Raw genomic sequence first — 22,594 nt, 5'->3', positions numbered from 1 at the left:
CTGCATTATAACATTTATAAGGAAGTGAGGCAGATGAGTCAAGGACTAAATGCAAAGACTTTAGAAGAGAGAGAAGATTTTATTGTCTGTAATTCAAAGCAACAGGATAAAGGTATTAAATGTGAACAAAATAGTGTAGCTGGAGCAGTTAGTCAACGAGCTTGTGTCTATTGTGGTTCTAGAGTAGTTTTAAATCCAATTACTGATGCTTATCATATTGTACACGGGCCAATAGGCTGTTCAAGTTATACTTGGGATATTAGAGGTAGTTTAAGTAGTGATTCTCAAGCATTTAGAAATAGTTTTTCAACTGACCTAAGAGAAGAAGATATTGTCTTCGGAGGAGAGAAAAAATTATCTGCCGCTATTGATGAGATTGTAGAAGAATATGATCCCCAAGTAATTTTTGTGTATTCAACATGTGTAGTCGGGGTAATTGGAGATGATTTGCAAGCGGTTTGTAAAGCTGCAGCAAAAGAATATAATATCCAGGTGATTCCTGTTGAAGCACCAGGTTTTGCTGGTAGTAAATCAACTGGTTATAAGGCAGCTAGTAGAGCGATAATAGATTTAATGGATGATGATGTAATTCCATCAGAGCAAAAAGGGATTAATATTTTAGGTGATTTTAATTTAGCAGGAGAGATTTGGATTTTAGAAAGTTATTTTGAACAAATTGGAATCGAAGTAAATGCCAAGTTTACAGGAGATTCTAGTTATGAAGAAATAAAACAGGCTCCGCAAGCAGAACTTAATATTGTCCAGTGTGCAGGATCAATGACCTCTTTAGCTAAACGGATGAAGAAAAAACATGATATTCCTTATATTAAAATAAGTTTTGTAGGGGTTAAAGATACTATTGATTCTTTAAGAAAGATTGCTAAAAATTTAGGGGATAAAGATATTATAAATAAAGTCGAAGAATTTATTAAACAAAAAAAGAAAGAAGTAGAAGCAGATTTAGAGTATTATCGGAAGAAATTAGAAGGAAACGATGCTGCTATTTATGTAGGTGGAGGTTTTAAAGCTATATCGTTAATTAAACAATTTAAAGAATTAGGTATAAATCCTGTTATGGTTGGTACCCAAACTGGAAAAAAGGAAGAATATGAAGAGATTAGAAAATTAACAGATGAAGGTACTATTATATTAGATGATGCTAATCCTACTGAGTTAGAGAATTTCATGAAGGAAAAAGGAGCTGATATATTAGTAGGTGGAGTGAAAGAGAGACCATTAGCCTATAAGTTAGGAGTTGCTTTCTGTGATCATAATCATGGTAGAAAGCATCCTTTAACTGGATTTAAAGGAGCACTTAATTTTGCTGAAGAAGTTGATAGAACTGTTAATAGTCCTGTGTGGCAAATGATAGATAAGGAAATGAGTGATACCTATGCAGAATAGAAATTTTGTAAATCTAAATGTAAATCCCTGCAAAATGTGTATGCCTATGGGAGCAGCGCTTGCTTTTAAAGGTATTGAAAAGTGTATTCTGATGCTACATGGATCACAAGGATGTAGTACCTATTTAAGAAGGCATATAGCTACTCATTATAATGAGCCAATGGATATAGCTTCTTCTTCATTAACTGAAAAGGGAATTGTTTATGGAGGAGAAGAAGATCTAAAAAGTGGTTTAAAAAATGTAATTGAGTTATATGATCCTAAAGTTGTTGGTGTAGCTACTACTTGTTTAGCTGAAACTATTGGTGAAGATATTACTAGACTAACTAAAGAATTTGTTGAGGGACAAAGTAAAGTAGATAGCAGAGTAGAAGAAATAGATTTTATTCCTGTACCTACCCCTGGTTATGGTGATAGCCATTTTGCTGGTTATTATCTAACATTGAAAAAAATTATAGAGCATGTTACTGAAGGAAGTATTTCTAATGGAAAAATTAATGTTATTACTGGGAATATAACTCCAGCTGACATACGGACTATTAAAGAAATCTTGGAATCATTTGGTATTAAGTATACTTTATTACCGGATATATCAAGTACTTTTGATGCTTCTTATAAGGAAGAGTATAATAAATTACCAGCTGGAGGAACAACAATTGATGAAATTAAAGAAATGGGAGGAGCTACAGCAACTATTGAATTAGGGGCATTAGTTGATCCAGAGATTTCTCCAGGAAAATTATTAGAAGAAAAGTTTGGAGTTTCACTTTATAGGTTGCCTTTACCGATTGGTTTAGAGAATACAGATCGATTTATTGATTTACTAGCTAAGATTACAGGTAATAAACCTTCTTCTAAATTGGAAGTGGCAAGAGGAAGAATGTTAGATGGTATGATTGATTCTCATAAGCATAATGGGAAAGGAAGAGCAGCAGTTTTTGGAGATCCAGAGACAGTATATGCTGCTACTAAGATTTGTTTAGAAAATGGTATCTTTCCTGCTTTGATAGCAACAGGAACTGAAAATAAAAAGCTTAAGAGCTTGCTAGAAAAAGAATATGATATTGAAGAAAGCGTAATTATAGATGATACTGATTTTGAGAAAATTAGAGATTATGCTAATAAACTTGATGTTAATCTTTTACTTGGTCATTCAGGTGGAAACTTCATTACTGAAAAAGATGGTATACCACTTGTACGGATAGGGTTTCCTATTCATGATAGGATAGGTGCGCAAAGAAAAAGATATGTGGGTTATGATGGTTCTATGAGTTTTTTAGATAGAATTACTAATACTATTTTGGAGCAAAAATATAGTTCTTATCGAGAAGATATGTTTGAAAAATATTTCAATCACCAAGGAGGAGAAAAGTATGAAAGTAGCTGTTAGTGTTAATAACGAAGGAGAGATTATCCCTCATTTAGGTAAGTGTAAATTATTTAAGGTGTTTAAAAAAGATGATGAAAATATTCAATTTATAGAAGATAGAATTACTGATGGTAATCACCAGAACCATATTATAGAAGATATTAATGATTGTGATATTGTTATTTCGGGCCAAATTGGGAAAGGAATGATAAAAAATCTAGCCCAGTTAGGAATTGAAGCAATCGTTGAAGAAGAAACAGATGATCCTATAAAAGCAATAAGTAAAATCTAATAAATTGATTTGCAACGAAAGGAGTTGCCAATTATGAGTGGATGCTTTTCAAATACTAAATGTTCAGAAAATATAAACCAAGAAATAATTGATAAGACAAAAACACATCCTTGTTATAGTGAGTTTGCCCATAAATATGCTCGGATGCATATTCCTGTAGCACCTAAGTGTAATATTAGTTGTAACTATTGTAATAGAAAGCATGATTGTTTACATGAGGCGAGACCAGGTGTTACTAGTGAAGTATTGACTCCAGAGGAAGCTACCGAAAAGTATTTAGCTGTAAAAGAAAAACTTGATAATTTAAAAGTTGTAGGAATAGCAGGTCCAGGTGATGCACTGGCTAATTTTGAACAGACAAAGGAATCCATTCAGTTAATAAAGGCAGAATCTTCTGAAAATACAACCTTCTGTATTTCTACTAATGGTTTGATGCTCCCTCATTATGCAGAAAAAATTGTAGAATTAGGAATCAATCATGTGACAATCACTATTAACACAATTGACCCTACAATTGGAGCTAAAATTTATGATCAAGTAAATTATCAAGGAGAAACTTTGATAGGTGAAGAGGGGGCAGAAATTTTATTGAATAATCAACTGGAAGGGTTGGAGTATCTAGCTAGTCAAGGAGTATTATGTAAGGTTAATATAGTAATGATTAAGGGGCTTAATGATAATCATATTGAAAAAGTGGTAAAGAGGGTAAAAAAATTAGGAGCTTTTATGACTAACATCATGCCTCTTATTCCTGCTGAAGGAAGTAAATTCGAAGATATGCCTCTGGTAAGTAATACTGAATTAAATAAATTACGAGAAAAATGTTCTCTATATCTTAAACAGATGTATCATTGTAAACAGTGTAGAGCTGATGCTATTGGAATGTTATCTCAAGACCAATCTATTGAATTTAGGAGTAATGGATGTGGTAAAGATAAAGGACAATTAATAGAAGAAGAGGAGGCAAATATGGGGCAAGAAGAAGTCTTATTTGCTGTAGCATCTAAAACAGATAGATTAATTGATCAGCATTTTGGTCACGTTGAAGAATTTTTGATTTATAAATATACTGATGAAGAAGTTGAGTTAGTAGATAAGAGATCTGTTGAACAGTATTGTACTGGCAAAGAATGTGCTGATAAAGAAATCAAAATTGAAAAAATCAGTAATTTACTTCATGATTGTAGTGCTGTGTTATGTATTAGAATTGGTTTAGAACCTAAAAAGAAATTAGAGCAGAGAGGTATCCAGATTATTGAAGTTTATGATAGAATTGAAGATGGTATTAAATATGCTGTAGAACAATTAGAATTAAAGGATATTGGTTAAAATTATTTTATCTTAATATTATATCTGAAGTACAGTCCAATCAGAGGGAATATGGTTTAGATTACTATGCTAAAAAGGGAGGATTATAAGAGAGGAATAAAGGGGATTATTATGTTTAAAAAAACAATGGTCATTAGTTTAATTTTAGGATTAGTTATAGTTAGTGGTTGTCAATCTGCTACAGAGGAAACAGAAAAAATTTCTTTAAGAATTATGGCAGCAGCTAGTTTAATAGAAGTATTTACTGACTTAGAGCAAGGTTTTGAAGAGAAATATCCTAATATTGAAGTGGATTGCAATTATGCAGGAAGTCAAGCTTTATTTAGTCAGATCAAATCAGGAGTTACAGCTGATATATTTGCTTCGGCAAATGTAAAGTATATGAATCAATTAGAAGAAAGTGATATGGTAATAGAGCCTAGTGTATTTGCTCAGAATAAGTTAGTTGTAGCAGTACTTAAGGGAAATAAAAAAATTCAAACTATAAATGATTTCGTAGAGAAAGATGTAAAGTTAGTAGTGGCAGATAAGTCTGTACCAGTAGGACAATATACTATAGAGATGTTAGATAAAGTAGATAAGAGTGGTAAATTTGTTGAAAATTATAAAACAAAATTCTTGAATTCTATTGATTCTAAAGAATTAGATGTAAAGAGTGTAGTCTCAAAGATAGAATTAGGAGAAGCTGATGCTGGAGTAGTCTATAAGACAGATATTATTGCTAGTAATCAAGAAAAAGTAAGGGGGATTAATATTCCTAACCAATATAATATAGTGACCACTTATCCTATTGCACTATTAAAGGTGGGCAATCAGCAACACCAAGAAGCCAGCAAGAATTTTTTAGACTATCTTTATTCATTAGAGGGGAGGAAGATATTGACTAAATATGGTTTCATAAAAGAAAGTAGGTGATAGGATGTCTACTAATATAATTACAATTTATCAAGAGATAAAAGACTATGGGGAAAAGATAAGTCAGTTGATGCCAACTTGGTCTAAGAAAAGTTTAGATGTAACAAAACTTATCTTGGTTATCATTGTTTCTATTAACTTAGTATTTATTACCTTAATTGTCACTTCTCTTTTCTTTAAGACTTCAATAAATAAAGTTATATCTATAGCCCAAGATACAACTACCTTACAGGCTTTAAAAATAACTATTACTTCTATTTTCTGTTCTATTATAATTACGATTATATGCGGGATTCCTCTTGCTTATATAACTACTAAAAAAGATGATAAAACTAAAAGAGTAATTAACTTAATATTGAGTATTCCTTTAGTTTTACCTCCTGCAGTAGCAGGATTGGCTTTACTGATGACTTTTGGTAGAAGAGGAATCCTAGGTGGTTTATTTATAAAATTAAATTTAGATATTCCATTTACTTTTTTGGCTTTGATACTTGTTCAAGTATTTACTATGCTACCTTTATTTACTCATTCATTAAAAAGTGGTTTTGAATCGGTTGATAAAAAGATTGAAGAAGCTGCTATGGTCTATGGGGCAGGAGAGAAAGAAGTATTATTGTTGATGTATTTGCCTTTGAGTATGAGATCTTTTATGACTGGAGTAATTATGAGTTGTCTCAGAGCAGCAGGAGAATTTGGAGCAACAATAATGTTTGCAGGAAACTTAAAAGGAAAGACACAGACATTGTCTACTGCCATTTATACTTTATCACAAAAAAATATAGAACAGGCTATTTCTTTAGCAGTAGTATTAATTGTGACATTTTTAGTTCCTTTATTTGTTTTGGAATTAAGTAAAGGGAGGGGGAAATGATTTTTTTATAATCTCTTATGTAAACTATATGTTATTTTTCAAAGAACAAGTTAGAAAAAACTTGACTATAAGGAGCAAATTGGTTATAATTAACATAAATCTAACAAAGAATTTACATGTAGTGTGTTTTTGGGGGGTTGGGAGTGAGTAATTTTTATATTATTGATACTACTTTACGTGATGGAGAACAGACAGCTGGGGTAGCTTTTTCAAAAGCAGAGAAGTTAAGGATAGCTAAGAAATTAGATCAAGCTGGGGTAGAAGTTATTGAGGCAGGAATTCCTGTTATGGGAGAAGAGGAACAAGAGTGTGTTGAAAAAATCATTAATTTTGATCTAGATGCTACCATCTTGACATGGAACAGATTAAAAATTAATGATATTTATCAGTCAATTGCTTGTGGAGCAGAAAATGTGCATATTTCGGCTCCGGTTTCTGACATTCATATTTATAGAAAATTAAATAAGGATAGAAATTGGATACTAAATCAACTAAAGAAAACAGTTTCTTATGCTATTGAAAAAGGATGTTCTGTATCAGTTGGTGCTGAAGATGCATCGAGAGCTGATGATAATTTTTTGATTAAATTTTATAATATAGCGCAAAAACTAGGAGCTACTAGAGTACGTTATGCAGATACCGTAGGAGCCTTAGATCCTAATTCAGTTTATCAGAATATAAAAAGATTAAAAGATTTTATAGATATAGATATTGATTTTCATGGGCACAATGATTTGGGGATGGCAACAGCTAATGCCCTCAGTGCTTATAGAGCAGGAGCTGAATATATAAGTTGTACAGTCAATGGGCTTGGAGAAAGGGCTGGAAATACAGCTCTAGAGGAGATTGTTATGGCTTTAAAGTATATTCAAGGATGTAAAGTTGAATTTGATTTAACAGAGTTAATGGATTTATCTAAGCTTATAGAGGAGGTATCAGGAAGAAAAGTGGAGCCAGGTAAACCAATTGTAGGTAAGAAAATTTTTTCACATGAATCTGGTATCCATGTTGATGGATTGTTAAAAGATCCAGCGACTTATGAAGTATTCCCTCCAGAAGATTTAGGAAGAAAAAGAGATTTGGTCATTGGTAAGTTTTCTGGGGTTAGTGCAATTATGCATAAGTATGATGAATTGGGGACATCGATCACCAGAGAAGAAGCTAATAAAATATTAAAGACTATTAGAAAGAATTCTTATCAGAAAAAAGAGCAATACCTTTAACCTTCTAAAAATGAAGTGGATGCCAAATAGATAATTAGAACAATAAATTAAAGGAAGGTGAATAAGGGTGTGTAATGATGATTTAAAAACTCCTATTTATTCTATGGGACTGACAAAGAAGATGACTGGACTGACAGCTAGACAGATTCGTTATTATGAAGAAGAGAATTTGATAAACCCTGCTCGAACTAAAGGTAATCAGAGGTTATTTTCTAAACATGATGTTAAAAAATTAAATAAAATAAAAGAGTTATTAAATAAGGGGTTGAATATTGCTGGTATCTTAAGGAAGTTAGAAGGATGATAAGGATAAGTTAAAACAGAGTGGAAATCAGATATTTTTCTGACATAAACTTGACATATACGATTCAATAGTTTATAATTAACACAAAGTTAACACAAAGGTCACATGGGATATGTATTATACTGTAGGTATTGAAGGAAGAAAGAGGTGGGTTATTTGACTAAAGATGATATATTGGCAGAAGCCCAAAAGCTAAATGTTAAGTTTATTAGATTACAGTTTATTAATATTTTAGGTATAGTAAAAAATGTGGCCGTTACAATTGAACAATTAGCAGATACTTTAGAAGGTAGAATCATGTTTGATGGATCTTCAGTTGATGGATTTACTAGGCTACAAGAGTCTGATATGTATTTGAAACCAGACTATAATACTTTTACAGTTTTTCCTTGGAGACCAGAAACTGAAGGTAAAGTAGCTAGATTAATTTGTGATGTGTATACTCCAGAAGGGGAACCATTTGCTGGAGATCCGCGAAATGCATTAAAGGAAGTAATAAAGGAAGTAGCAGAGATGGGCTATACTATAGATGTTGGCCCGGAGCTGGAATTCTTCTTGTTTAATAAAAGTAATCAAGAACGAACTTCTCTTAAAACTAATGATTCAGGTAGTTATTTTGATTTAGCACCTATAGATTTGGGGCAAGATGCTCGATGAGACATTGTATTGGCTTTAGAAGAGATGGGATTTGAAATAGCAGCTTCTCACCATGAAGTAGCACCTGGGCAACATGAAATTGATTTAGTACCTAGTAATGCTTTAAGAATTGCTGATAGGATTGCTACTTTTAAATTTGTAACTAAAGCAATTGCTGTTATGTTAAAAGCGGGATTGAATGGGATTAGAAATAAGATTAAGCCATCAATTGAATTTATAGATAATATTTATAATACTTCTGATACAAGAATAAAAGGTTCATCATTTAAGAATTTACCAGGTAGTATTGATGAAGCTACTAGTAAATTAGTTAAAGATAAAGTGATATGTGATATTTTAGGAAAGCATATTTTAACCCATTTTCTGCAAGCTAAAAAAATTGAAACTAAGATTTATAAAACTCAAGTTCACCAATGGGAATTAGAACAATATTTAAAAAATTACTAAAGCTAGTAGGTGATGAATTAATGTTGACTAAAGATTATCAAGTTATTACAGACAAATTGATAGAGTGGATTAAAGGTAAAATAACAAATGCAAGTTGTAAAGGTGTTGTAGTTGGTTTATCAGGTGGGATTGATTCTTCAGTTACAGCTGTATTGTCTAAAAGAGCTTTTCCAGATAATACATTAGGTTTGATTATGCCTTGTGACAGCAATCCACAAGATGCTAAAGATGCTAGGTTAGTAGCAGAGAAATTTGATATTGATTATAAAGAATTAGATTTAACCCCCACTTTTAATACATTATTAGAAACAATACAGGGAACTGAAGATAGGTTAGCTATTTCTAATATAAAGCCTAGATTAAGGATGACTACCCTTTATTATTATGCAAAATTAAGAAATAGTTTAGTAGTTGGAACAGATAATCGTAGTGAATTAAGATTAGGATATTTTACAAAGTATGGTGATGGAGGTATTGATCTAGCTCCATTAGGAAATTTAGTAAAAACTGAAGTGAGGGAAATATCTAAAGTATTAGAAATACCAGATAAGATTATTACTAAAGCTCCTTCTGCAGGTTTGTGGAAAGATCAAACTGATGAAGAAGAATTAGGAGTAAGTTATCAAAAGATAGATAAATATATCTTAACTGGTGAAGCTAGTAAAGAAGTAAAAGATCTAGTGGATAGATTAGAAGAAGAAAATCAGCATAAGTTACAACTTCCTCCAATACCTGAAATATGATAATGGTTAATTGCAAGTATTTGTATGTTGGCTGAGAGTCATTTTTAACTTTTCATTTAAAAATAGACTTATAAGTCTAAAAAATTCAGGGGTGATAATTATGTGTTTAATTATTAAGAATGGGAATGTCACTACAAGAGAAGGAAGTCAGAAAGGTGATATTGGGATCAAGGATGGTAAGTTATTTATGAATCCAGAGAAGGTTAAAGCTCCTAAGGTAAAGGTGATTGATGCATCTAAGGTTGTTTCAGAAAGTATTGTACACTGGTTTACAACGAAACATTAATATAAATTATTTTAAAGGAAGGGGATTAAAATGAGAAGTAGAGTAGTTTTATTAACTATGGTTATGCTTTTAGCTTTGACATCAGTAAGTTGGGCAGCTGAACCGACATCAGTGAGTAATGCAGTAGCGATTGATACTATGTGGACACTTTTAGCAGCATTTTTAGTATTCTTTATGCAGGCTGGTTTTGCTATGGTAGAATCTGGTTTTACGCGAGCTAAGAATGCAGGAAATATTATTATGAAGAATATAATGGACTTTTCTTTAGGTTCATTGTTGTATTGGGCTTGTGGTTTTGCATTTATGTATGGAGCAGGAAATGGATTTATTGGGACTGATGGATTCTTTTTAAGTGGGAGTTTTGAACATTTAGGATTGGATATACCTCTTAGTGCTTATTGGATTTTCCAAGCTGTATTTGCAGCTACAGCAGCAACAATTGTTTCTGGAGCAATGGCAGAACGAACTAAGTATAGCGGATATATTGCTTATAGTATTGGAATTACTGGTATTATTTATCCTGTTGTAGGTCACTGGATCTGGGGTGGCGGTTGGTTATCTGGTATGGTTGACTTTGCTGGATCAACAGTTGTTCACTCTGTAGGTGGTTGGGCTGCTCTAGCAGGTGCTATAGTTCTTGGGCCAAGAATTGGTAAGTATAATGAAGATGGATCAATTAATGCAATGCCAGGTCATAACTTATTAATGGCTGCTTTAGGTGTTTTTATCTTATGGTTTGGTTGGTTTGGATTTAACCCAGGTAGTACAGTAGCAGGTACTGATTTGAGTATTGGAGATATTGCAGTAACTACTAATTTAGCTGCAGCAGCAGGTGCTACTTTAGCAATGATTACTAGTTGGTTTAAGTATGGTAAAGCTGATGTAAGTATGACTTTAAATGGTGCTTTAGCAGGTTTGGTTGGTATTACTGCTGGTTGTGCAGCTGTAGATAATATAGGAGCATTAATTATTGGTGCTTTATCTGGAATACTAATTGTTTTTGCTGTTGAATTTATTGATAAGCTACATGTAGATGATCCAGTTGGTGCAGTAGCAGTGCATGGAGTATGTGGTGCTTTTGGAACGATCTTAGTTGGTTTCTTTGCTACTGATGGTGGTTTATTCTATAGTGGAGGAACTTCTTTATTGGTAACTCAACTTAAAGGTGTAGTTGCTGTAGCAGCTTGGACATTTGTAACGGCTTATATTTTATTCAAGGTTATTGATGTAGTTATAGGCTTGAGGGTTTCTCGAGAAGAAGAATTAGAAGGATTAGATATTACAGAGCATGGTTCTGTATCTTATCCAGACTTTGTGCCATTACACTGGAAGAGTGTTAAAGTTGAGAAGAGTGAATAGTAATTGATATAGTGTGTCACTTTTAGTGACACAGCTGTGAGCTATTTGCTATGTGTTATCAGCCAGTTCAAAACCTTTAAATTCAAAAACTAAATTCTTAAAATTACTATCTTTTAAAGAATCTAACTGTATCTATGTTTTTGAATTTGACCCTACGAGTTTCATAGAAACTATTCGTGATAAAGGTCATTTGCAGATATCTGAAGCAGAAAAATGTCACTTTATATCAATATTCATTAGTTATGAGCTATGAATCGTGAGCTAAATTAAAGTCAAAATCACAAAATAGTTCACAGATTTTAAAATAAGAGCTTTTATAGGTGTAGGTGTTGAATGTGATGGTTTTGATTTAGCACATAGCAGATGACTCATGACACACGACTATTTGCAAGAAAATAAAAAGGAGGAATGACTATGAAGAAGGTGGAGTGTATAATTCGCCCCTCTAAGTTAGAAGAGTTAATAGTGGCAGTCGAAGAGTTAGGAATTAGTGGCTTAAATATAACTCAAATTGCTGGTTATGGTAAGCAAAAGGGAAAGAAAGAGGTTTATCGAGGAGTAGAATATGAGGTTAAGCTAAAGGAGAAATTAAAGGTAGAATTAGTAGTTGCAGAAGATGAAGTTGACGATTTAGTAGATGTTATTGTTGAGACGACTCGGACTGATGAAGTAGGCGATGGTAAGATATTTGTCTATTCTATTGATGAAGCAGTTAGAATTAGAACTGGAGAAAGAGATAGAAAAGCTATTTAGGTGTAATCCCAAGGGCCAACTTCCCTTGGGTTTTTTTATAAAGGTGTTGAATAATTATTCTTTTAATTGTATAATTATTTAAAAGGAGGAGATTAGAATGGATAATTTACTAACAGTTAAATACTTAAGTCTAGTAGATATAAAAGAGTTGTTTATGATTACAGAAAAGTTAAAGCAAGAAGAGAAACAAGGGGCTAGAGAAGACTATTTAGCTGGTAAGACTTTAGGTATGATCTTTGCTAAGTCTTCTACTCGAACTAGAGTCTCTTTTGAAACTGGTATCTATCAATTAGGAGGGCAAGGGATATTCTTAAGTTCACAGGATATTCAACTTGGTCGTGGTGAAACAATAGCTGATACAGCAAAAGTTTTAAGTCGTTATATAGATGGAATTATGATTCGTACCTTTGATCAAGAGGAAGTGGAAGATCTAGCCCACTATGGTTCTATTCCCATAATTAATGGCTTAACTGATAAATATCATCCTTGTCAAGCATTAGCAGACTTATTTACTATTCAAGAGAAGAAAGGCGATCTATCTGATTTAAAGCTAACTTATATTGGTGATGGAAATAATATGGCTCATTCTTTAATGTTAGCAGCTGCAAAAGTAGGTATGGATATTTCTTTAGCAACTCCTCAAGATTATACACCACAGGTTGAAGTTATAGAATCTGCTAAGAAGTTGGCCCAAGCAAATAATTGTCAACTTGAAGTATTAACAGAAACTAAAGCAGCAGTTAAAGGGGCTGATGTAGTTTATACAGATGTCTGGGCGAGTATGGGAGATGAAGATGAAGCCCAAGAGCGAAAGAATAAATTTCAGAGTTATCAAGTCAATCAAGAGATAATAGAATTGGCTGCTGCAGAAGCTATTTTTATGCATTGTCTGCCAGCTCATCGAGGAGAAGAAGTTACTGCAGAAGTAATTGATGGTGAGCAGTCAATTGTCTTTGATCAAGCCGAGAATAGATTACATTTACAAAAAGGAATTATGGTTAAGTTAATGAGTTAGGAGCATGAGTTTTTCATGCTCTTTTTATTTTTTTGATAATTAAGCATGAATAAAAAGTAGATATAGTCTTATACTAATTTTTGCTATCTAAATAATTAATATTTATTCTATTTTAGGTGATTTTAATAAAATTATTTTCTTTTTTTTGATTAACTGATATAATTAGTATGAGCTTTTTTTGTTTTATTACATAATTAAGGAGGGCTTTGGAGTGGCTAATTCAAATAAGGTTAAGATTATATTTCCTAATGGAGAAACAATTCAGTGTGATAAGTTAATTGCGTCTTTACGTAATAATGATACTTTTGATGAACTGGAACAGTTATTTATTGGTGATTGGAATTTGGAACAATTAGTAGAAACTAAGTCCATTTTAAATCAAATTTTTAGTGAACAGATTAGAGAAAGGTTATCTCCAGAAGATAAAATGTTATTGGAAAGAATTAAAGCTAAAGAACAAGAAGAAAAAGAGAGCTTTATAGAAGAGTTATCTGATAAGGAGCAAAAGTTATATAAGCAGGTTAATGAAGAGTCTGAAATGGTAAGAGTAGATAATGTACCACAAGAACTAGAAGAATTGGAATTGGAAGAAATAGAGCTAGAAGAATTCTTTAATGAACTTTTAGATTCTGATTTAGAAGAAAATGAGTCGAGAATAAAAGATAATAAATCAGATAATGTAGCAACTGAGACTAAAGTAATAGATTTTGAGAGTTATAAACAGCAAAGATTATAAAGCAGGTTAATATTACCATTTTAATCTGATGATGACTTTGATAGAATTGTAATAAATGTACAAGCTTAAAAAAGGGGGGAGGATCTTTTATTTGTAAACTTGGTAAATATATTATTAAGTTAGGCAGGGAGGATTAAATAGTGAAGCAAAATAAACTAGTAGTAGTCTTTTTATTGACTATATTAGTCTGTTCTGTATCTGTGCAAGGAGTTGAAGCAAGTTACCGTGTTTTACAGCGTGGTATGGATGGACGTGAAGTACGTCAGCTACAAGAGGACTTAGTTATGCTTGGAGAAAAATTAGTGATTGATGGTATTTATGGGCCAACTACTGAACGAGCTGTTGAGAATTTTCAGAAAAAAATTGGTCTACCAGCCGATGGTGTAGTAGGAGAAGGAACTTGGACTGAATTATTAGAAGCAGTTCGCTATGAAAAATATAAGGTTCGACCTGGTGATACTTTATATGATTTGGCCCAAGATTATGGAATAGCAGTTGAAGTAATTAGGAAAGCTAATAATTTAGACTCTACTTTGATTCGACCTGGTCAAAAGCTGATTATTCCTAGAAGTGCTTTAGGTGGAGCTTTAGTTACTGATATTTACAACATAATTACTTACAAAGTTCAACGTGGAGATACATTACAAAAATTAGCAGAGAAATTCCATACTACAGTGCGGACAATCAAAAAAGTCAATAAATTTAATGGAAATAGAATTAAAGTTGGACAGAAGATTAAAGTACCTAAATTAGTAATTGATCTATCTGGTAGTTCTAAAAATGTAAGAAAAGTAGAAAAAGATTTTATCTGGCCAGTTAATGGTAGAATAAGTTCTGATTATGGTTGGAGAAATCATCCTATCTTAAATAAGAAGGACTTTCATGGTGGAATAGATATAGCAATAAGTAGAGGAACTCCAGTTAGAGCTGCTAAAGCAGGTAAAGTTTTAAATAGTGGTTGGATTAAAGGGTTTGGTAGAACAGTAACTATTGATCATAGTAATGGCGTAGTTACTCTGTATGCTCATAATTCAGAATTGATAGTTAGACCTGGACAGTATGTTGAGCAAGGAGAGATTGTTGCTAAGTCAGGTAATACTGGTTTAAGTACTGGCCCACATTTGGATTTTAGAATTTTAATTAATAGTAAACCGGCCAATCCAATGAAATATTTAGATTAAAGATAAGGAGTGGAGTTATTCCACTCTTTTTTATTTTTTGATTAAGTTGATTGCTCTTTATTAATCAAATTATATAGAAATGATGGTTTTTCTTTATAAATTTTATTTATCATCTTTACAATTTGAGGATCAAATTGATTGTCTTGACATTGATTTATCTCTTTAATAGCTTCTTTAATTGGTAAAGCTTTTCTGTAGGGCCGAGGAGTTGCTATTGCATCAAAAGTATCAGCAATGGCTATAATTCTAGAACCTAGAGGTATTTCTTTAGCTGATAGTCCAGTTGGATATCCTGTGCCATCATATTTTTCATGGTGATGTTTAATTATATTAGCAATTGTAGAAAATTGAGTTCCAGTAACTTGATTTATAATTTGATAGCCAATAGTAGAATGTTTTTTTATTTCTTCATATTCGCTTCTAGTTAAATTTCCTTTTTTATTAAGAATAGCATCTCGAATACCTATTTTACCAATATCATGTAAGTGACCAGCAATATGGATAGTAAATATCATTTCTGGATTAAGATCCATTAGTTCAGCCAGCTTTTGAGCCAAGTGAGCTACTCTAATAGAATGTCCAGAAGTATATAAATCTTTAACTTCTAAACCTTTAACTAGACTTTCTACAAAATCATGCAATGAAATTTGAGTAAATTCTAATTTAGTCTTCATTATGACCCCTCACTGAAAATAATAATTATTATCATTAATATTCTACCATAAATCATTTTCATTTACAAGAAGTAATTTATACTTAATATTAGTATTATTATAGAAAAAACTGAATTTTTTATTAATCAGTTTATTTAATTATTCTTTGGCATAAACTAACTGATAGATAATGAGGTGATTACTTTAGTATGAATTATAAAACTTGTTGTAGAGATATACTTCATAATATAGGGCCAACTTTATTAGGAATCAAACCAGCTGAATTAAGAAATATTCCACTACTAGATGATAGTGGAGAAGATTGTTGGCTAAGATGTAAAGAAATAGTCCTATCTTCTAATCAGATTAGATTAATGGAACTGAGAGAGTTAAGTGGTAAAATACAAGTTTTATTTTATCACCCCTTAGCATTAGATAGACAACTTAGTAAGTCTTATAACTTATGTTTTCTTCAACAATTAGACTATCCTAGGACCTATACTTTAGCAGGTTACTTAAATTATCTATTAATTAGAATACAAAAGTCAGAATTTCCTCATGAAATAGGTATTTTTTTAGGTTATCCTCTTAAAGATGTATTAGGATTTACTGGTTATCTTGATTTGAAGAGGACAGGAAAAGGGAGTTGGAAGTTCTATGGGAATAGAACAGTATCAGCTATCTGCCAGAATAAGTTTAGATTAGCACAACGAGTGGTTGATAATAGATTACAGGAGTTAAATCAGATTGAAGATTTTTATCAAGTAGTTGAGTTTAATTAATAAAAAGATAATTTGATTATTTAAATATGTATACTAATGATTTGTCTGTAAAAAATAACCATATATTTAAAAGTGAAAAAGCTACTTGACACTAAGGAGCTTTTTTAGTATGATTATGATGCTAGATGCAAACTGTTTGCAAGAAGAAATTTAAAGCTTATGATTAAATTACAGGAGGGAAATAGATGAATAAAAAAGTTTTGATTTTATCTGTAGTATTGCTTTTAGTTTTAGGTTCAGGGTTGATAATTAATAACTTTACTAATGATTCTTTAAGATCTGGAGTTCAAAATAATACTAGTCAATTAAAAATTTATACAAGTATTTATCCACTCTATGATTTAGCAACTAAAATTGCTGACGATAAATTAGAAGTTAATTTAGTTGTTCCTAATGGAGCTGAACTACATAGTTATAAACCATCTCCACGTAAGATAGCTCAATTAGAGAAAGCAGACTTATTCTTTTATAATGGTTTAGGAGTAGAGTCTTGGGCCAACAAAACAGTACAGAACTTAACAGAAGTTGGTGTTAAGACAGTAAGAGTTAGTCAAGTAGTTAATTTGAAAGAGTTTGTAACTGGGCATGAACATAATGAAGGTCATGAACATAAAGATCATGAAGGGGAAGAAAAGGATAGTAGTTATGATCCTCATATCTGGTTAGATCCTATGAATATGAAAGATATCGCTAAGGAGATGAGAGATGAATTTATCAAGTTAGACTCTAAAAATAAAGAAGTCTATCAAGCTAACTATAAAGAAGTTGTACAAGAGTTAGAAGAACTTGATCAAGAATATAAAGCTGCCTTAAAAGGAGCTAAAAGAGAATCTATTTTAGTCTCTCATTCTGCATTTGGTTATTTAGCTGATAGGTATGGATTTAAACAGTTGTCTGTTACAGGAGTTGCTCCTCACCAAGAGCCTTCGCCAGGTACTTTAGCTAAATTAACAAAGTTAGCTAAGGAACATAAATTTGATTATATATTTATGGAGACTTTAGCCAATCCTAGAATAGTCAATGTCTTAGCTAAAGAAGCAGAATTAAAAGTACTTAAGTTAAATCCAGTTGCTGGCTTAACTAGAGAAGAAGTGGATGCTGGTGAGGATTATTTTTCTCTTATGCGACAGAATCTGAATAATTTACAGAAGGCATTAGGTGATTAAAATGGATAGAATAGTTGAGATTAATGATTTATCTTGTGGTTATGATGATAAACCTATCTTACAAGGAGTAGATTTGATAGTAGAAGAAGGTGATTTTGTTGCTTTACTTGGTCCTAATGGTTCAGGAAAGAGTACTTTATTGAAGTCAATAATAGGAGATTTAAAGCCACAGGTAGGAGAGATTAAGTTATTTGGTCAATCAATAACTGATTTTGATAATTGGGAAAAGGTAGGTTATGTTTCTCAACAGGTAAGAAGTTTCAATAATAGCTTTCCGGCTACTGTAAAAGAAGTTGTAGGAGCTAGTTTATATCGGGAGATGGGCTTTTTTAAATTATTAACTAATAATTTAGAGACAAGAATAGATCAAGCTTTAAAGCAAGTAGATATGTTAGAATATAAGACACGACAGATTGGAAATTTATCTGGTGGTCAGCAACAACGAGTATTTATTGCTAGAACTTTAATTACCAACCCAGAAATCATTCTATTGGATGAACCATTAGTAGGGGTAGATGCTAAAGTTCAAGATGATTTTTATCAGTTAATAGAACATCTAAATCAGAAATTAGGAATTACCATTATTATGATTTCTCATGATATTCATGTAATTAGTAGTCAAGCCAATAAAATTGTCTGTTTTGGAGATGGTCAGCTATTTATTCATCAAGCTGATGAATTTGATTATGAAGATTATATTACTGAATTAAAGACTGAAAATCGTGTTTTAATTCCTGAACATAAGCATTAGGTGGTGAGCAAGTAATGTTAGATATATTTACTTATTCTTTTATGCAACGTGCTTTTATTGTTGGTAATATTGTGGCAGTTATTTGTCCTTTGATTGGTGTCTTTTTAGTCTTAAAGAGATTATCCTTAATTGGAAATACTTTATCACATGTAGCTTTAGCAGGAGTTGCTTTAGGAATGATTTTAGGAGTCTATCCTGTTTATATGGCTTTATTAGTTTCAGTTGTAGCTGCTTTAGGAATTGAAAAGTTACGTGAAAGTTATCAAGATTATGCTGAGTTATCATTATCTATTATGTTAGCTACTGGATTAGGAATGGCTACTATATTAATTAGTTTATCAAATAATAACTCTGGTATCTTTGGTTATTTATTTGGTAGTATTTCTTTAGTTACAAAACAGGACTTATTAGCTATTATTCCGTTAGCTATTATAATTATAGGAGTTGTTTTTTACTTTTACTATGGTTTTATATTTTTAACTTTCAGTGAGGTTGAAGCTAGATTAGCAGGGGTGCCTGTTACTTTACTAAATACTTTATTTATTATTTTAGTAGCAGTAACTATTTCTATTTCAATGCGGATTATTGGTGGTTTATTAGTTGCTTCATTATTGACTTTACCAGTAGCTGCTGGATTGCAGTTAGCTAGTAGTTTTAAAGAGACAATTATCTATAGTGTTTTTTCTGGATTATTAGCAGTTAATTTTGGTCTGGTAACCTCTTTTTATCAAGATCTAGCTCCTGGAGGAACTATTATTTTAGCCAGTGTAGTCTGGTTGTTAGTAATTATAGGTTATCGCCAAATTAAAATTTATTTTACTTCTTATAGTGATAGTTCCATTATCTCAAATATTGATAAATAGCTTACAAAATTGCCTTCCTCTAAGGAAGGCTTTTTTAATTTATTTAGATAGGTTAATTTGCTTTAAATTAGAACTTGATGTTTATTCGGTTTTGTAATATAACTAGATAAGGGAAGGGGATAAGAATGGATCAATTATCGACTTGGAAAGATAAATTAAGATCTAAAGGGATTAGATGTACTAAACAACGTTGTGCTATTTTAGAAGTGCTAATTGATATTAAGCATCCTATTTCAGCCCAGGATATATTTGCTAGATTAAAAGAGGGTAGACCTAAGTTAAGATTATCCACTGTTTATCGTAATCTAAATTATTTTGTAGGAGAAAATATTGTTCGTAAGCTTAAGTTTGATGAGCATGAAAATAAATTTGAGTTAGATGAAGGAAATCATCATCATCATTTAGTCTGTCTAGATTGTGAAGAAGTAGTTCCTTTAGATTGTCCACTAGATAAGTTTGATGAAGAGTTAGGTACTCAGACAGGTTATAGTATTTTAGAGCATAGAATGAAGTTTTATGGTTTCTGTCCTGAATGTCAAAAGAAGAATTGAAATGAGGGAAAATTATGATAAAAAAATTATTAAATGGCTTAAGGGATTATAACTCTTTACGTCAAGATATTACAGCTGGAGCTTCAGTAGCTGCTTTATGTGTACCACAGAATATGGCTTATGCTTTAATCATAGGGGTCAATCCAATTTATGGACTGTATACATCTATGGTATCTATGTTAATCTATTCTTTAGTAGGTAGATCTAGCTATATGATAGTTGGCCCGACTAATTTAGTTGCTATGACTATTGCTAGTAATTTAAATTTTGCCCAAGATCATAATTATTTAGCTGCTGTCTTTATTTTAACCTTTTTAGTGGGTTTCTTTCAGATTCTATTTGGTATCTTTAAGTTAGGTAAATTAGTAAATTATATTTCTCATCCAGTAATAGTCGGTTTGACGACAGGAACTGCAGTGATAATTGGTGTTGGTCAGCTAGAGAATCTACTAGAGGTATCATTATCTAATACTGCTAATATATTTATAGATATTTATTTATTATCAGGAAAAGTGATAACTGCTAATCCGTGGGCTGTAACTTTAGGATTAATAACTATGTTATCTATCTTATCCATTGAAAAGATCAATAAGAAATATCCTGCCTATTTATTGTCTATAGTGATTGCTACTTTATTAGTCTATATCTTTAATTTATCAGATCAACTAGCAGTTGTAGGGAGATTACCTGCTTCTTTACCACAGTTTCAGTTTCCAGAGTTTGATTTCCAATTTATCAGTCGCATAGCTACTAAAGCATTTTCAGTAGCTATTATAGGTTTACTACAGACTTTAGCAATTATTAAGTCTTTAGAGAATAAGTCTGGTCAAGAGCTAAATATCAATCATGAGTTTCTAGGGCAAGGAATAATTAACTTAATAAGCTCTTTCTTCAGTAGTTTTGCTAGTGCAGGATCTTTTACTAATTCTTTTATTAATTATCAAGTAGGGGCTAAAACGAAGTTGGCCCAGGTTTTTACAGCAATAATTATATCTTTATTTATTATCTTATTTAATCCTATAGTTAAGTATATTCCAATTACTAGTTTAGCTGCCTTGGTAATAGTAGTAGCTTTAAGAATGATAGACATCGATGAGATTATTGATATCTGTAAAGCTACTAAATCAGATTTATTAATTTTTGTAGTTACTTTATTGGCTACAGTTTTACTACCACGGTTAGAGTATGCTATTTATACAGGAGTATTACTTTCTTTAGTAGTAGTACTTAAAGAGAGTAGTAAAGTAAACATGTCTCATATAAGTTACGATAAAGAAGCTGATACTAAATTAGCTTATAAAGAACCAGAAGAAGTAGAAGAAGATGAATATGTTGTACTTGATTTAGCTGGTGATTTAAACTTTAGTGCAGCAGAGAATTTTAAGGAAGAGTTAAATTCGGTTCAGGCTAAAGGATTTGTAATTAGGATTAAGAATATCGCCCGAATGGATATAACTTCGGTCAAAGAGTTAGAAAAGTTTGTTGCTCGAGTACAACAAGAAGATAAGCCAGTCTTTTTATCTGGAGTTGATGAGGAACAGTATAAGGTTCTTGAAGATTTAGGTGTTATTGATAAGATTGGTAAAGATAGTATTTTTCATTCTCAAGATGAAATGTTATCTTCTACTATTGAAGCAGTTAAATCAGCTGAGGAGGAGGAGCTATCTTAATTCTTCTCTTTAGCTGTTTTCTTTATTTTTAATAACTTTAAGTGGAAACTTGCTATTATAGCTCCCGATATATCTGAAATAAGGTCTGTATTTGTATCTGTTAAACCTTCTTGATGTTTTAGTGTTTGATTTAGCATTATATCTAATGAAAATTCAATGATTTCAAAGATAGTTCCTAAACTAATTCCTAATGTAATAATAAAGATAGTTTTATAATGTTTTTGCTTAAGAATAGTGGGAAGTAGTTCTGTTATTAAAGAATAACTAAAAAGAGTAAATGAGTAGGTGCCAAAAGCATGAAGTAAGATATCAAAATAAGACGTTATTTTATAAAGTTTTAAATAGCGACCTAAAATAGAATGAGCTATGATTGTTATAATTGAAATACTTCTTATATAGTTGTTTAAGTATAAATTATATTTGATTTCTATAATAGTATAGATTGCAAAAAATAAAGTAGATGCAATTACTCCATCATATTTTAATCTACCATCTTTGGATAATAAAAAGATAGTTATAAATTGTGTAACTAAAAAAGTTAAATTAATTATCAATCTAGTCTGCTTGTGTTTATTCATTTAAGGTATCTCCTTGATAAATAGTTAAATCTATTTTCACTAGCATAATAATGTAAGAATAACCTCCACTAATTTAGCGGAGGTTATTTATCTGTTAAGATTGAGGTTGTTTGATATTAATTAGTTGTTGAGACTGATCAAAGGCTTCAAATAATTGTTGTTCAGGTTTTTCATATGGTTTGTACCAGCCTTTATTTATTGCTAATTTTGTTAGAGCTGAATGACCATTTATTACTTGAGTTAAGTTATCTGAGTACATAGCTTTAAGTTCAGGGGTAGGAGACTCTAAAGTAGCAGAAAGATATGCTACAGCTGCACTTTTAGATCCGGCAAGCATATCAGTAGCTATTGTCTGGTCTCCAACTTTAGTTTTATCCTGTACTAAAGATGAAAATATAGACTCCATATTAATGCACCTCCTTACTGGTTACTATATCATTTTCATTAATAAATTGTTGAATCCCTTTAACTCTGCCTTCCATAGCTAAAATTCCTGATTCTACTTCCTTTTTAAGGTCATCATCTGTAATAACTTCTTGGATAGCTTTTGCTTTTGCCAATGCATTTGTTTCCATCTCTAATAATTGTCTCAATGTTAATTTCTCACTTTGAGTTAACTCTCGCAAATTTATGACCTCCTTAATAATAAACTACTTATAGTTTTACTTAGTTTAATATAGAGTATGTTGGTATTTT

Annotated in this window: 26 protein-coding genes and 1 pseudogene; 23 read left to right on the top strand and 4 right to left on the bottom strand. The window is 31.6% G+C overall.

Annotated elements, in window-relative coordinates; translation table 11 throughout:
* Positions 1-33: 33 nt before the first annotated feature.
* The 17 genes and pseudogenes from nifE to ACYQ39_RS03045 all read left to right on the top strand — a co-directional run bounded on the left by nifE (position 34) and on the right by ACYQ39_RS03045 (position 14,884).
* A complete protein-coding gene (gene nifE, locus ACYQ39_RS03125) occupies positions 34-1,404 on the top strand; it encodes a nitrogenase iron-molybdenum cofactor biosynthesis protein NifE (RefSeq protein ID WP_459840419.1) in 1,371 nt (456 codons plus the stop codon).
* Positions 1,394-2,794 carry a nitrogenase component 1 gene (locus tag ACYQ39_RS03120; RefSeq protein ID WP_459840418.1) on the top strand — a complete coding sequence of 467 codons (1,401 nt, stop codon included), beginning with the start codon at positions 1,394-1,396 and terminating at the stop codon, positions 2,792-2,794. The genes nifE and ACYQ39_RS03120 overlap by 11 nt, the downstream gene beginning before the upstream one ends.
* A complete protein-coding gene (locus ACYQ39_RS03115) occupies positions 2,778-3,065 on the top strand; it encodes a NifB/NifX family molybdenum-iron cluster-binding protein (RefSeq protein ID WP_459840417.1) in 288 nt (95 codons plus the stop codon). Before ACYQ39_RS03120 ends, ACYQ39_RS03115 begins: the two co-directional genes overlap by 17 nt.
* A 33-nt stretch (positions 3,066-3,098) precedes the next feature.
* Positions 3,099-4,394, top strand: a complete 1,296-nt coding sequence (gene nifB / locus ACYQ39_RS03110; RefSeq protein ID WP_459840416.1) for a nitrogenase cofactor biosynthesis protein NifB — start codon at positions 3,099-3,101, stop codon at positions 4,392-4,394.
* Positions 4,395-4,505: 111 nt separating this feature from the next.
* Entirely contained in the window at positions 4,506-5,309 is an 804-nt protein-coding gene (modA, locus tag ACYQ39_RS03105) for a molybdate ABC transporter substrate-binding protein (protein WP_459840415.1), read from the top strand.
* 4 nt (positions 5,310-5,313) lie between these two features.
* On the top strand, positions 5,314-6,180 hold the full coding sequence (locus tag ACYQ39_RS03100; protein ID WP_459840414.1) for a molybdate ABC transporter permease subunit: 867 nt from the start codon (positions 5,314-5,316) through the stop codon (positions 6,178-6,180).
* Between the two features lie 143 nt (positions 6,181-6,323).
* On the top strand, positions 6,324-7,403 hold the full coding sequence (gene nifV, locus ACYQ39_RS03095; protein ID WP_459840413.1) for a homocitrate synthase: 1,080 nt from the start codon (positions 6,324-6,326) through the stop codon (positions 7,401-7,403).
* Between the two features lie 67 nt (positions 7,404-7,470).
* On the top strand, positions 7,471-7,707 hold the full coding sequence (locus ACYQ39_RS03090) for a MerR family transcriptional regulator (RefSeq protein ID WP_459840412.1): 237 nt from the start codon (positions 7,471-7,473) through the stop codon (positions 7,705-7,707).
* A 147-nt stretch (positions 7,708-7,854) separates the two neighbouring features.
* A pseudogene (locus ACYQ39_RS03085) lies at positions 7,855-8,508 on the top strand (glutamine synthetase beta-grasp domain-containing protein); the annotation flags it as partial.
* Positions 8,509-8,523: 15 nt separating this feature from the next.
* A complete protein-coding gene (locus ACYQ39_RS03080; RefSeq protein WP_459841624.1) occupies positions 8,524-8,811 on the top strand; it encodes a type I glutamate--ammonia ligase in 288 nt (95 codons plus the stop codon).
* Positions 8,812-8,831: 20 nt separating this feature from the next.
* Complete coding sequence (locus ACYQ39_RS03075; RefSeq protein ID WP_459840411.1) at positions 8,832-9,554, top strand: NAD+ synthase; 723 nt, start codon at positions 8,832-8,834, stop codon at positions 9,552-9,554.
* Positions 9,555-9,654: 100 nt separating this feature from the next.
* The gene (locus tag ACYQ39_RS03070) at positions 9,655-9,840 is read left to right on the top strand and encodes a hypothetical protein (protein WP_459840410.1); all 186 of its coding nucleotides are present in this window, start codon (positions 9,655-9,657) and stop codon (positions 9,838-9,840) included.
* 30 nt (positions 9,841-9,870) lie between these two features.
* Complete coding sequence (locus ACYQ39_RS03065) at positions 9,871-11,199, top strand: ammonium transporter (RefSeq protein WP_459840409.1); 1,329 nt, start codon at positions 9,871-9,873, stop codon at positions 11,197-11,199.
* 414 nt (positions 11,200-11,613) lie between these two features.
* Positions 11,614-11,952 carry a P-II family nitrogen regulator gene (locus ACYQ39_RS03060; protein WP_459840408.1) on the top strand — a complete coding sequence of 113 codons (339 nt, stop codon included), beginning with the start codon at positions 11,614-11,616 and terminating at the stop codon, positions 11,950-11,952.
* Between the two features lie 97 nt (positions 11,953-12,049).
* Positions 12,050-12,967: an ornithine carbamoyltransferase gene (gene argF, locus ACYQ39_RS03055; protein ID WP_459840407.1), complete on the top strand. Its 918-nt coding sequence runs from the start codon at positions 12,050-12,052 to the stop codon at positions 12,965-12,967.
* Between the two features lie 211 nt (positions 12,968-13,178).
* The gene (locus ACYQ39_RS03050) at positions 13,179-13,703 is read left to right on the top strand and encodes a hypothetical protein (RefSeq protein ID WP_459840406.1); all 525 of its coding nucleotides are present in this window, start codon (positions 13,179-13,181) and stop codon (positions 13,701-13,703) included.
* A gap of 140 nt (positions 13,704-13,843) precedes the next feature.
* Positions 13,844-14,884, top strand: coding sequence for a peptidoglycan DD-metalloendopeptidase family protein (locus tag ACYQ39_RS03045; RefSeq protein WP_459840405.1), 1,041 nt, complete (start codon positions 13,844-13,846; stop codon positions 14,882-14,884).
* Positions 14,885-14,925: 41 nt separating this feature from the next.
* Here the strand turns inward: ACYQ39_RS03045 and ACYQ39_RS03040 are convergent, their stop codons facing one another.
* A complete protein-coding gene (locus ACYQ39_RS03040; protein WP_459840404.1) occupies positions 14,926-15,558 on the bottom strand; it encodes an HD-GYP domain-containing protein in 633 nt (210 codons plus the stop codon).
* A 188-nt stretch (positions 15,559-15,746) separates the two neighbouring features.
* Between ACYQ39_RS03040 and ACYQ39_RS03035 the strand changes: the two genes are divergently transcribed.
* From ACYQ39_RS03035 to ACYQ39_RS03010, 6 genes are all read left to right on the top strand, one after another.
* Positions 15,747-16,319 carry a DUF3793 family protein gene (locus ACYQ39_RS03035; RefSeq protein ID WP_459840403.1) on the top strand — a complete coding sequence of 191 codons (573 nt, stop codon included), beginning with the start codon at positions 15,747-15,749 and terminating at the stop codon, positions 16,317-16,319.
* A gap of 185 nt (positions 16,320-16,504) precedes the next feature.
* Positions 16,505-17,485 carry a metal ABC transporter solute-binding protein, Zn/Mn family gene (locus tag ACYQ39_RS03030; protein WP_459840402.1) on the top strand — a complete coding sequence of 327 codons (981 nt, stop codon included), beginning with the start codon at positions 16,505-16,507 and terminating at the stop codon, positions 17,483-17,485.
* 1 nt (position 17,486) lies between these two features.
* A complete protein-coding gene (locus ACYQ39_RS03025) occupies positions 17,487-18,236 on the top strand; it encodes a metal ABC transporter ATP-binding protein (RefSeq protein WP_459841622.1) in 750 nt (249 codons plus the stop codon).
* A 14-nt stretch (positions 18,237-18,250) separates the two neighbouring features.
* Positions 18,251-19,099, top strand: a complete 849-nt coding sequence (locus tag ACYQ39_RS03020) for a metal ABC transporter permease (RefSeq protein ID WP_459840401.1) — start codon at positions 18,251-18,253, stop codon at positions 19,097-19,099.
* Positions 19,100-19,224: 125 nt separating this feature from the next.
* Positions 19,225-19,650 (top strand): Fur family transcriptional regulator, encoded by a 426-nt coding sequence (locus tag ACYQ39_RS03015; protein WP_459840400.1) that lies wholly within the window; start codon positions 19,225-19,227, stop codon positions 19,648-19,650.
* Between the two features lie 14 nt (positions 19,651-19,664).
* Positions 19,665-21,320: a SulP family inorganic anion transporter gene (locus tag ACYQ39_RS03010; RefSeq protein ID WP_459840399.1), complete on the top strand. Its 1,656-nt coding sequence runs from the start codon at positions 19,665-19,667 to the stop codon at positions 21,318-21,320.
* Here the strand turns inward: ACYQ39_RS03010 and ACYQ39_RS03005 are convergent.
* The 3 genes from ACYQ39_RS03005 to ACYQ39_RS02995 form a co-directional block, all read right to left on the bottom strand.
* Positions 21,317-21,898 carry a DUF2238 domain-containing protein gene (locus ACYQ39_RS03005; RefSeq protein WP_459840398.1) on the bottom strand — a complete coding sequence of 194 codons (582 nt, stop codon included), beginning with the start codon at positions 21,896-21,898 and terminating at the stop codon, positions 21,317-21,319. The genes ACYQ39_RS03010 and ACYQ39_RS03005 overlap by 4 nt on opposite strands.
* A 94-nt stretch (positions 21,899-21,992) precedes the next feature.
* Positions 21,993-22,304 (bottom strand): spore coat protein, encoded by a 312-nt coding sequence (locus ACYQ39_RS03000; RefSeq protein WP_459840397.1) that lies wholly within the window; start codon positions 22,302-22,304, stop codon positions 21,993-21,995.
* 1 nt (position 22,305) lies between these two features.
* Entirely contained in the window at positions 22,306-22,524 is a 219-nt protein-coding gene (locus ACYQ39_RS02995; protein WP_459840396.1) for a hypothetical protein, read from the bottom strand.
* Positions 22,525-22,594: the final 70 nt, after the last annotated feature.

It is taken from the genome of Halanaerocella petrolearia, assembly GCF_054657875.1.
This window is presented reverse-complemented; position numbering and strand designations above follow the sequence as displayed.

Coding starts and splice junctions, on each gene's coding strand:
- ACYQ39_RS03000 (WP_459840397.1), bottom strand. CDS start 22,304: ATGGAGTCTATATTTTCATCTTTAGTACAGGATAAAACTAAAGTTGGA.
- ACYQ39_RS03030 (WP_459840402.1), top strand. CDS start 16,505: ATGAATAAAAAAGTTTTGATTTTATCTGTAGTATTGCTTTTAGTTTTA.
- modA (WP_459840415.1), top strand. CDS start 4,506: ATGTTTAAAAAAACAATGGTCATTAGTTTAATTTTAGGATTAGTTATA.
- ACYQ39_RS03020 (WP_459840401.1), top strand. CDS start 18,251: ATGTTAGATATATTTACTTATTCTTTTATGCAACGTGCTTTTATTGTT.
- ACYQ39_RS03005 (WP_459840398.1), bottom strand. CDS start 21,898: ATGAATAAACACAAGCAGACTAGATTGATAATTAATTTAACTTTTTTA.
- nifB (WP_459840416.1), top strand. CDS start 3,099: ATGAGTGGATGCTTTTCAAATACTAAATGTTCAGAAAATATAAACCAA.
- ACYQ39_RS03040 (WP_459840404.1), bottom strand. CDS start 15,558: ATGAAGACTAAATTAGAATTTACTCAAATTTCATTGCATGATTTTGTA.
- ACYQ39_RS03025 (WP_459841622.1), top strand. CDS start 17,487: ATGGATAGAATAGTTGAGATTAATGATTTATCTTGTGGTTATGATGAT.
- ACYQ39_RS03100 (WP_459840414.1), top strand. CDS start 5,314: ATGTCTACTAATATAATTACAATTTATCAAGAGATAAAAGACTATGGG.
- ACYQ39_RS03120 (WP_459840418.1), top strand. CDS start 1,394: ATGCAGAATAGAAATTTTGTAAATCTAAATGTAAATCCCTGCAAAATG.
- ACYQ39_RS03115 (WP_459840417.1), top strand. CDS start 2,778: ATGAAAGTAGCTGTTAGTGTTAATAACGAAGGAGAGATTATCCCTCAT.
- ACYQ39_RS03010 (WP_459840399.1), top strand. CDS start 19,665: ATGATAAAAAAATTATTAAATGGCTTAAGGGATTATAACTCTTTACGT.
- ACYQ39_RS03070 (WP_459840410.1), top strand. CDS start 9,655: ATGTGTTTAATTATTAAGAATGGGAATGTCACTACAAGAGAAGGAAGT.
- nifE (WP_459840419.1), top strand. CDS start 34: ATGAGTCAAGGACTAAATGCAAAGACTTTAGAAGAGAGAGAAGATTTT.
- ACYQ39_RS03015 (WP_459840400.1), top strand. CDS start 19,225: ATGGATCAATTATCGACTTGGAAAGATAAATTAAGATCTAAAGGGATT.
- ACYQ39_RS03075 (WP_459840411.1), top strand. CDS start 8,832: ATGTTGACTAAAGATTATCAAGTTATTACAGACAAATTGATAGAGTGG.
- ACYQ39_RS03065 (WP_459840409.1), top strand. CDS start 9,871: ATGAGAAGTAGAGTAGTTTTATTAACTATGGTTATGCTTTTAGCTTTG.
- argF (WP_459840407.1), top strand. CDS start 12,050: ATGGATAATTTACTAACAGTTAAATACTTAAGTCTAGTAGATATAAAA.
- ACYQ39_RS03080 (WP_459841624.1), top strand. CDS start 8,524: ATGTTAAAAGCGGGATTGAATGGGATTAGAAATAAGATTAAGCCATCA.
- ACYQ39_RS03060 (WP_459840408.1), top strand. CDS start 11,614: ATGAAGAAGGTGGAGTGTATAATTCGCCCCTCTAAGTTAGAAGAGTTA.
- ACYQ39_RS03035 (WP_459840403.1), top strand. CDS start 15,747: ATGAATTATAAAACTTGTTGTAGAGATATACTTCATAATATAGGGCCA.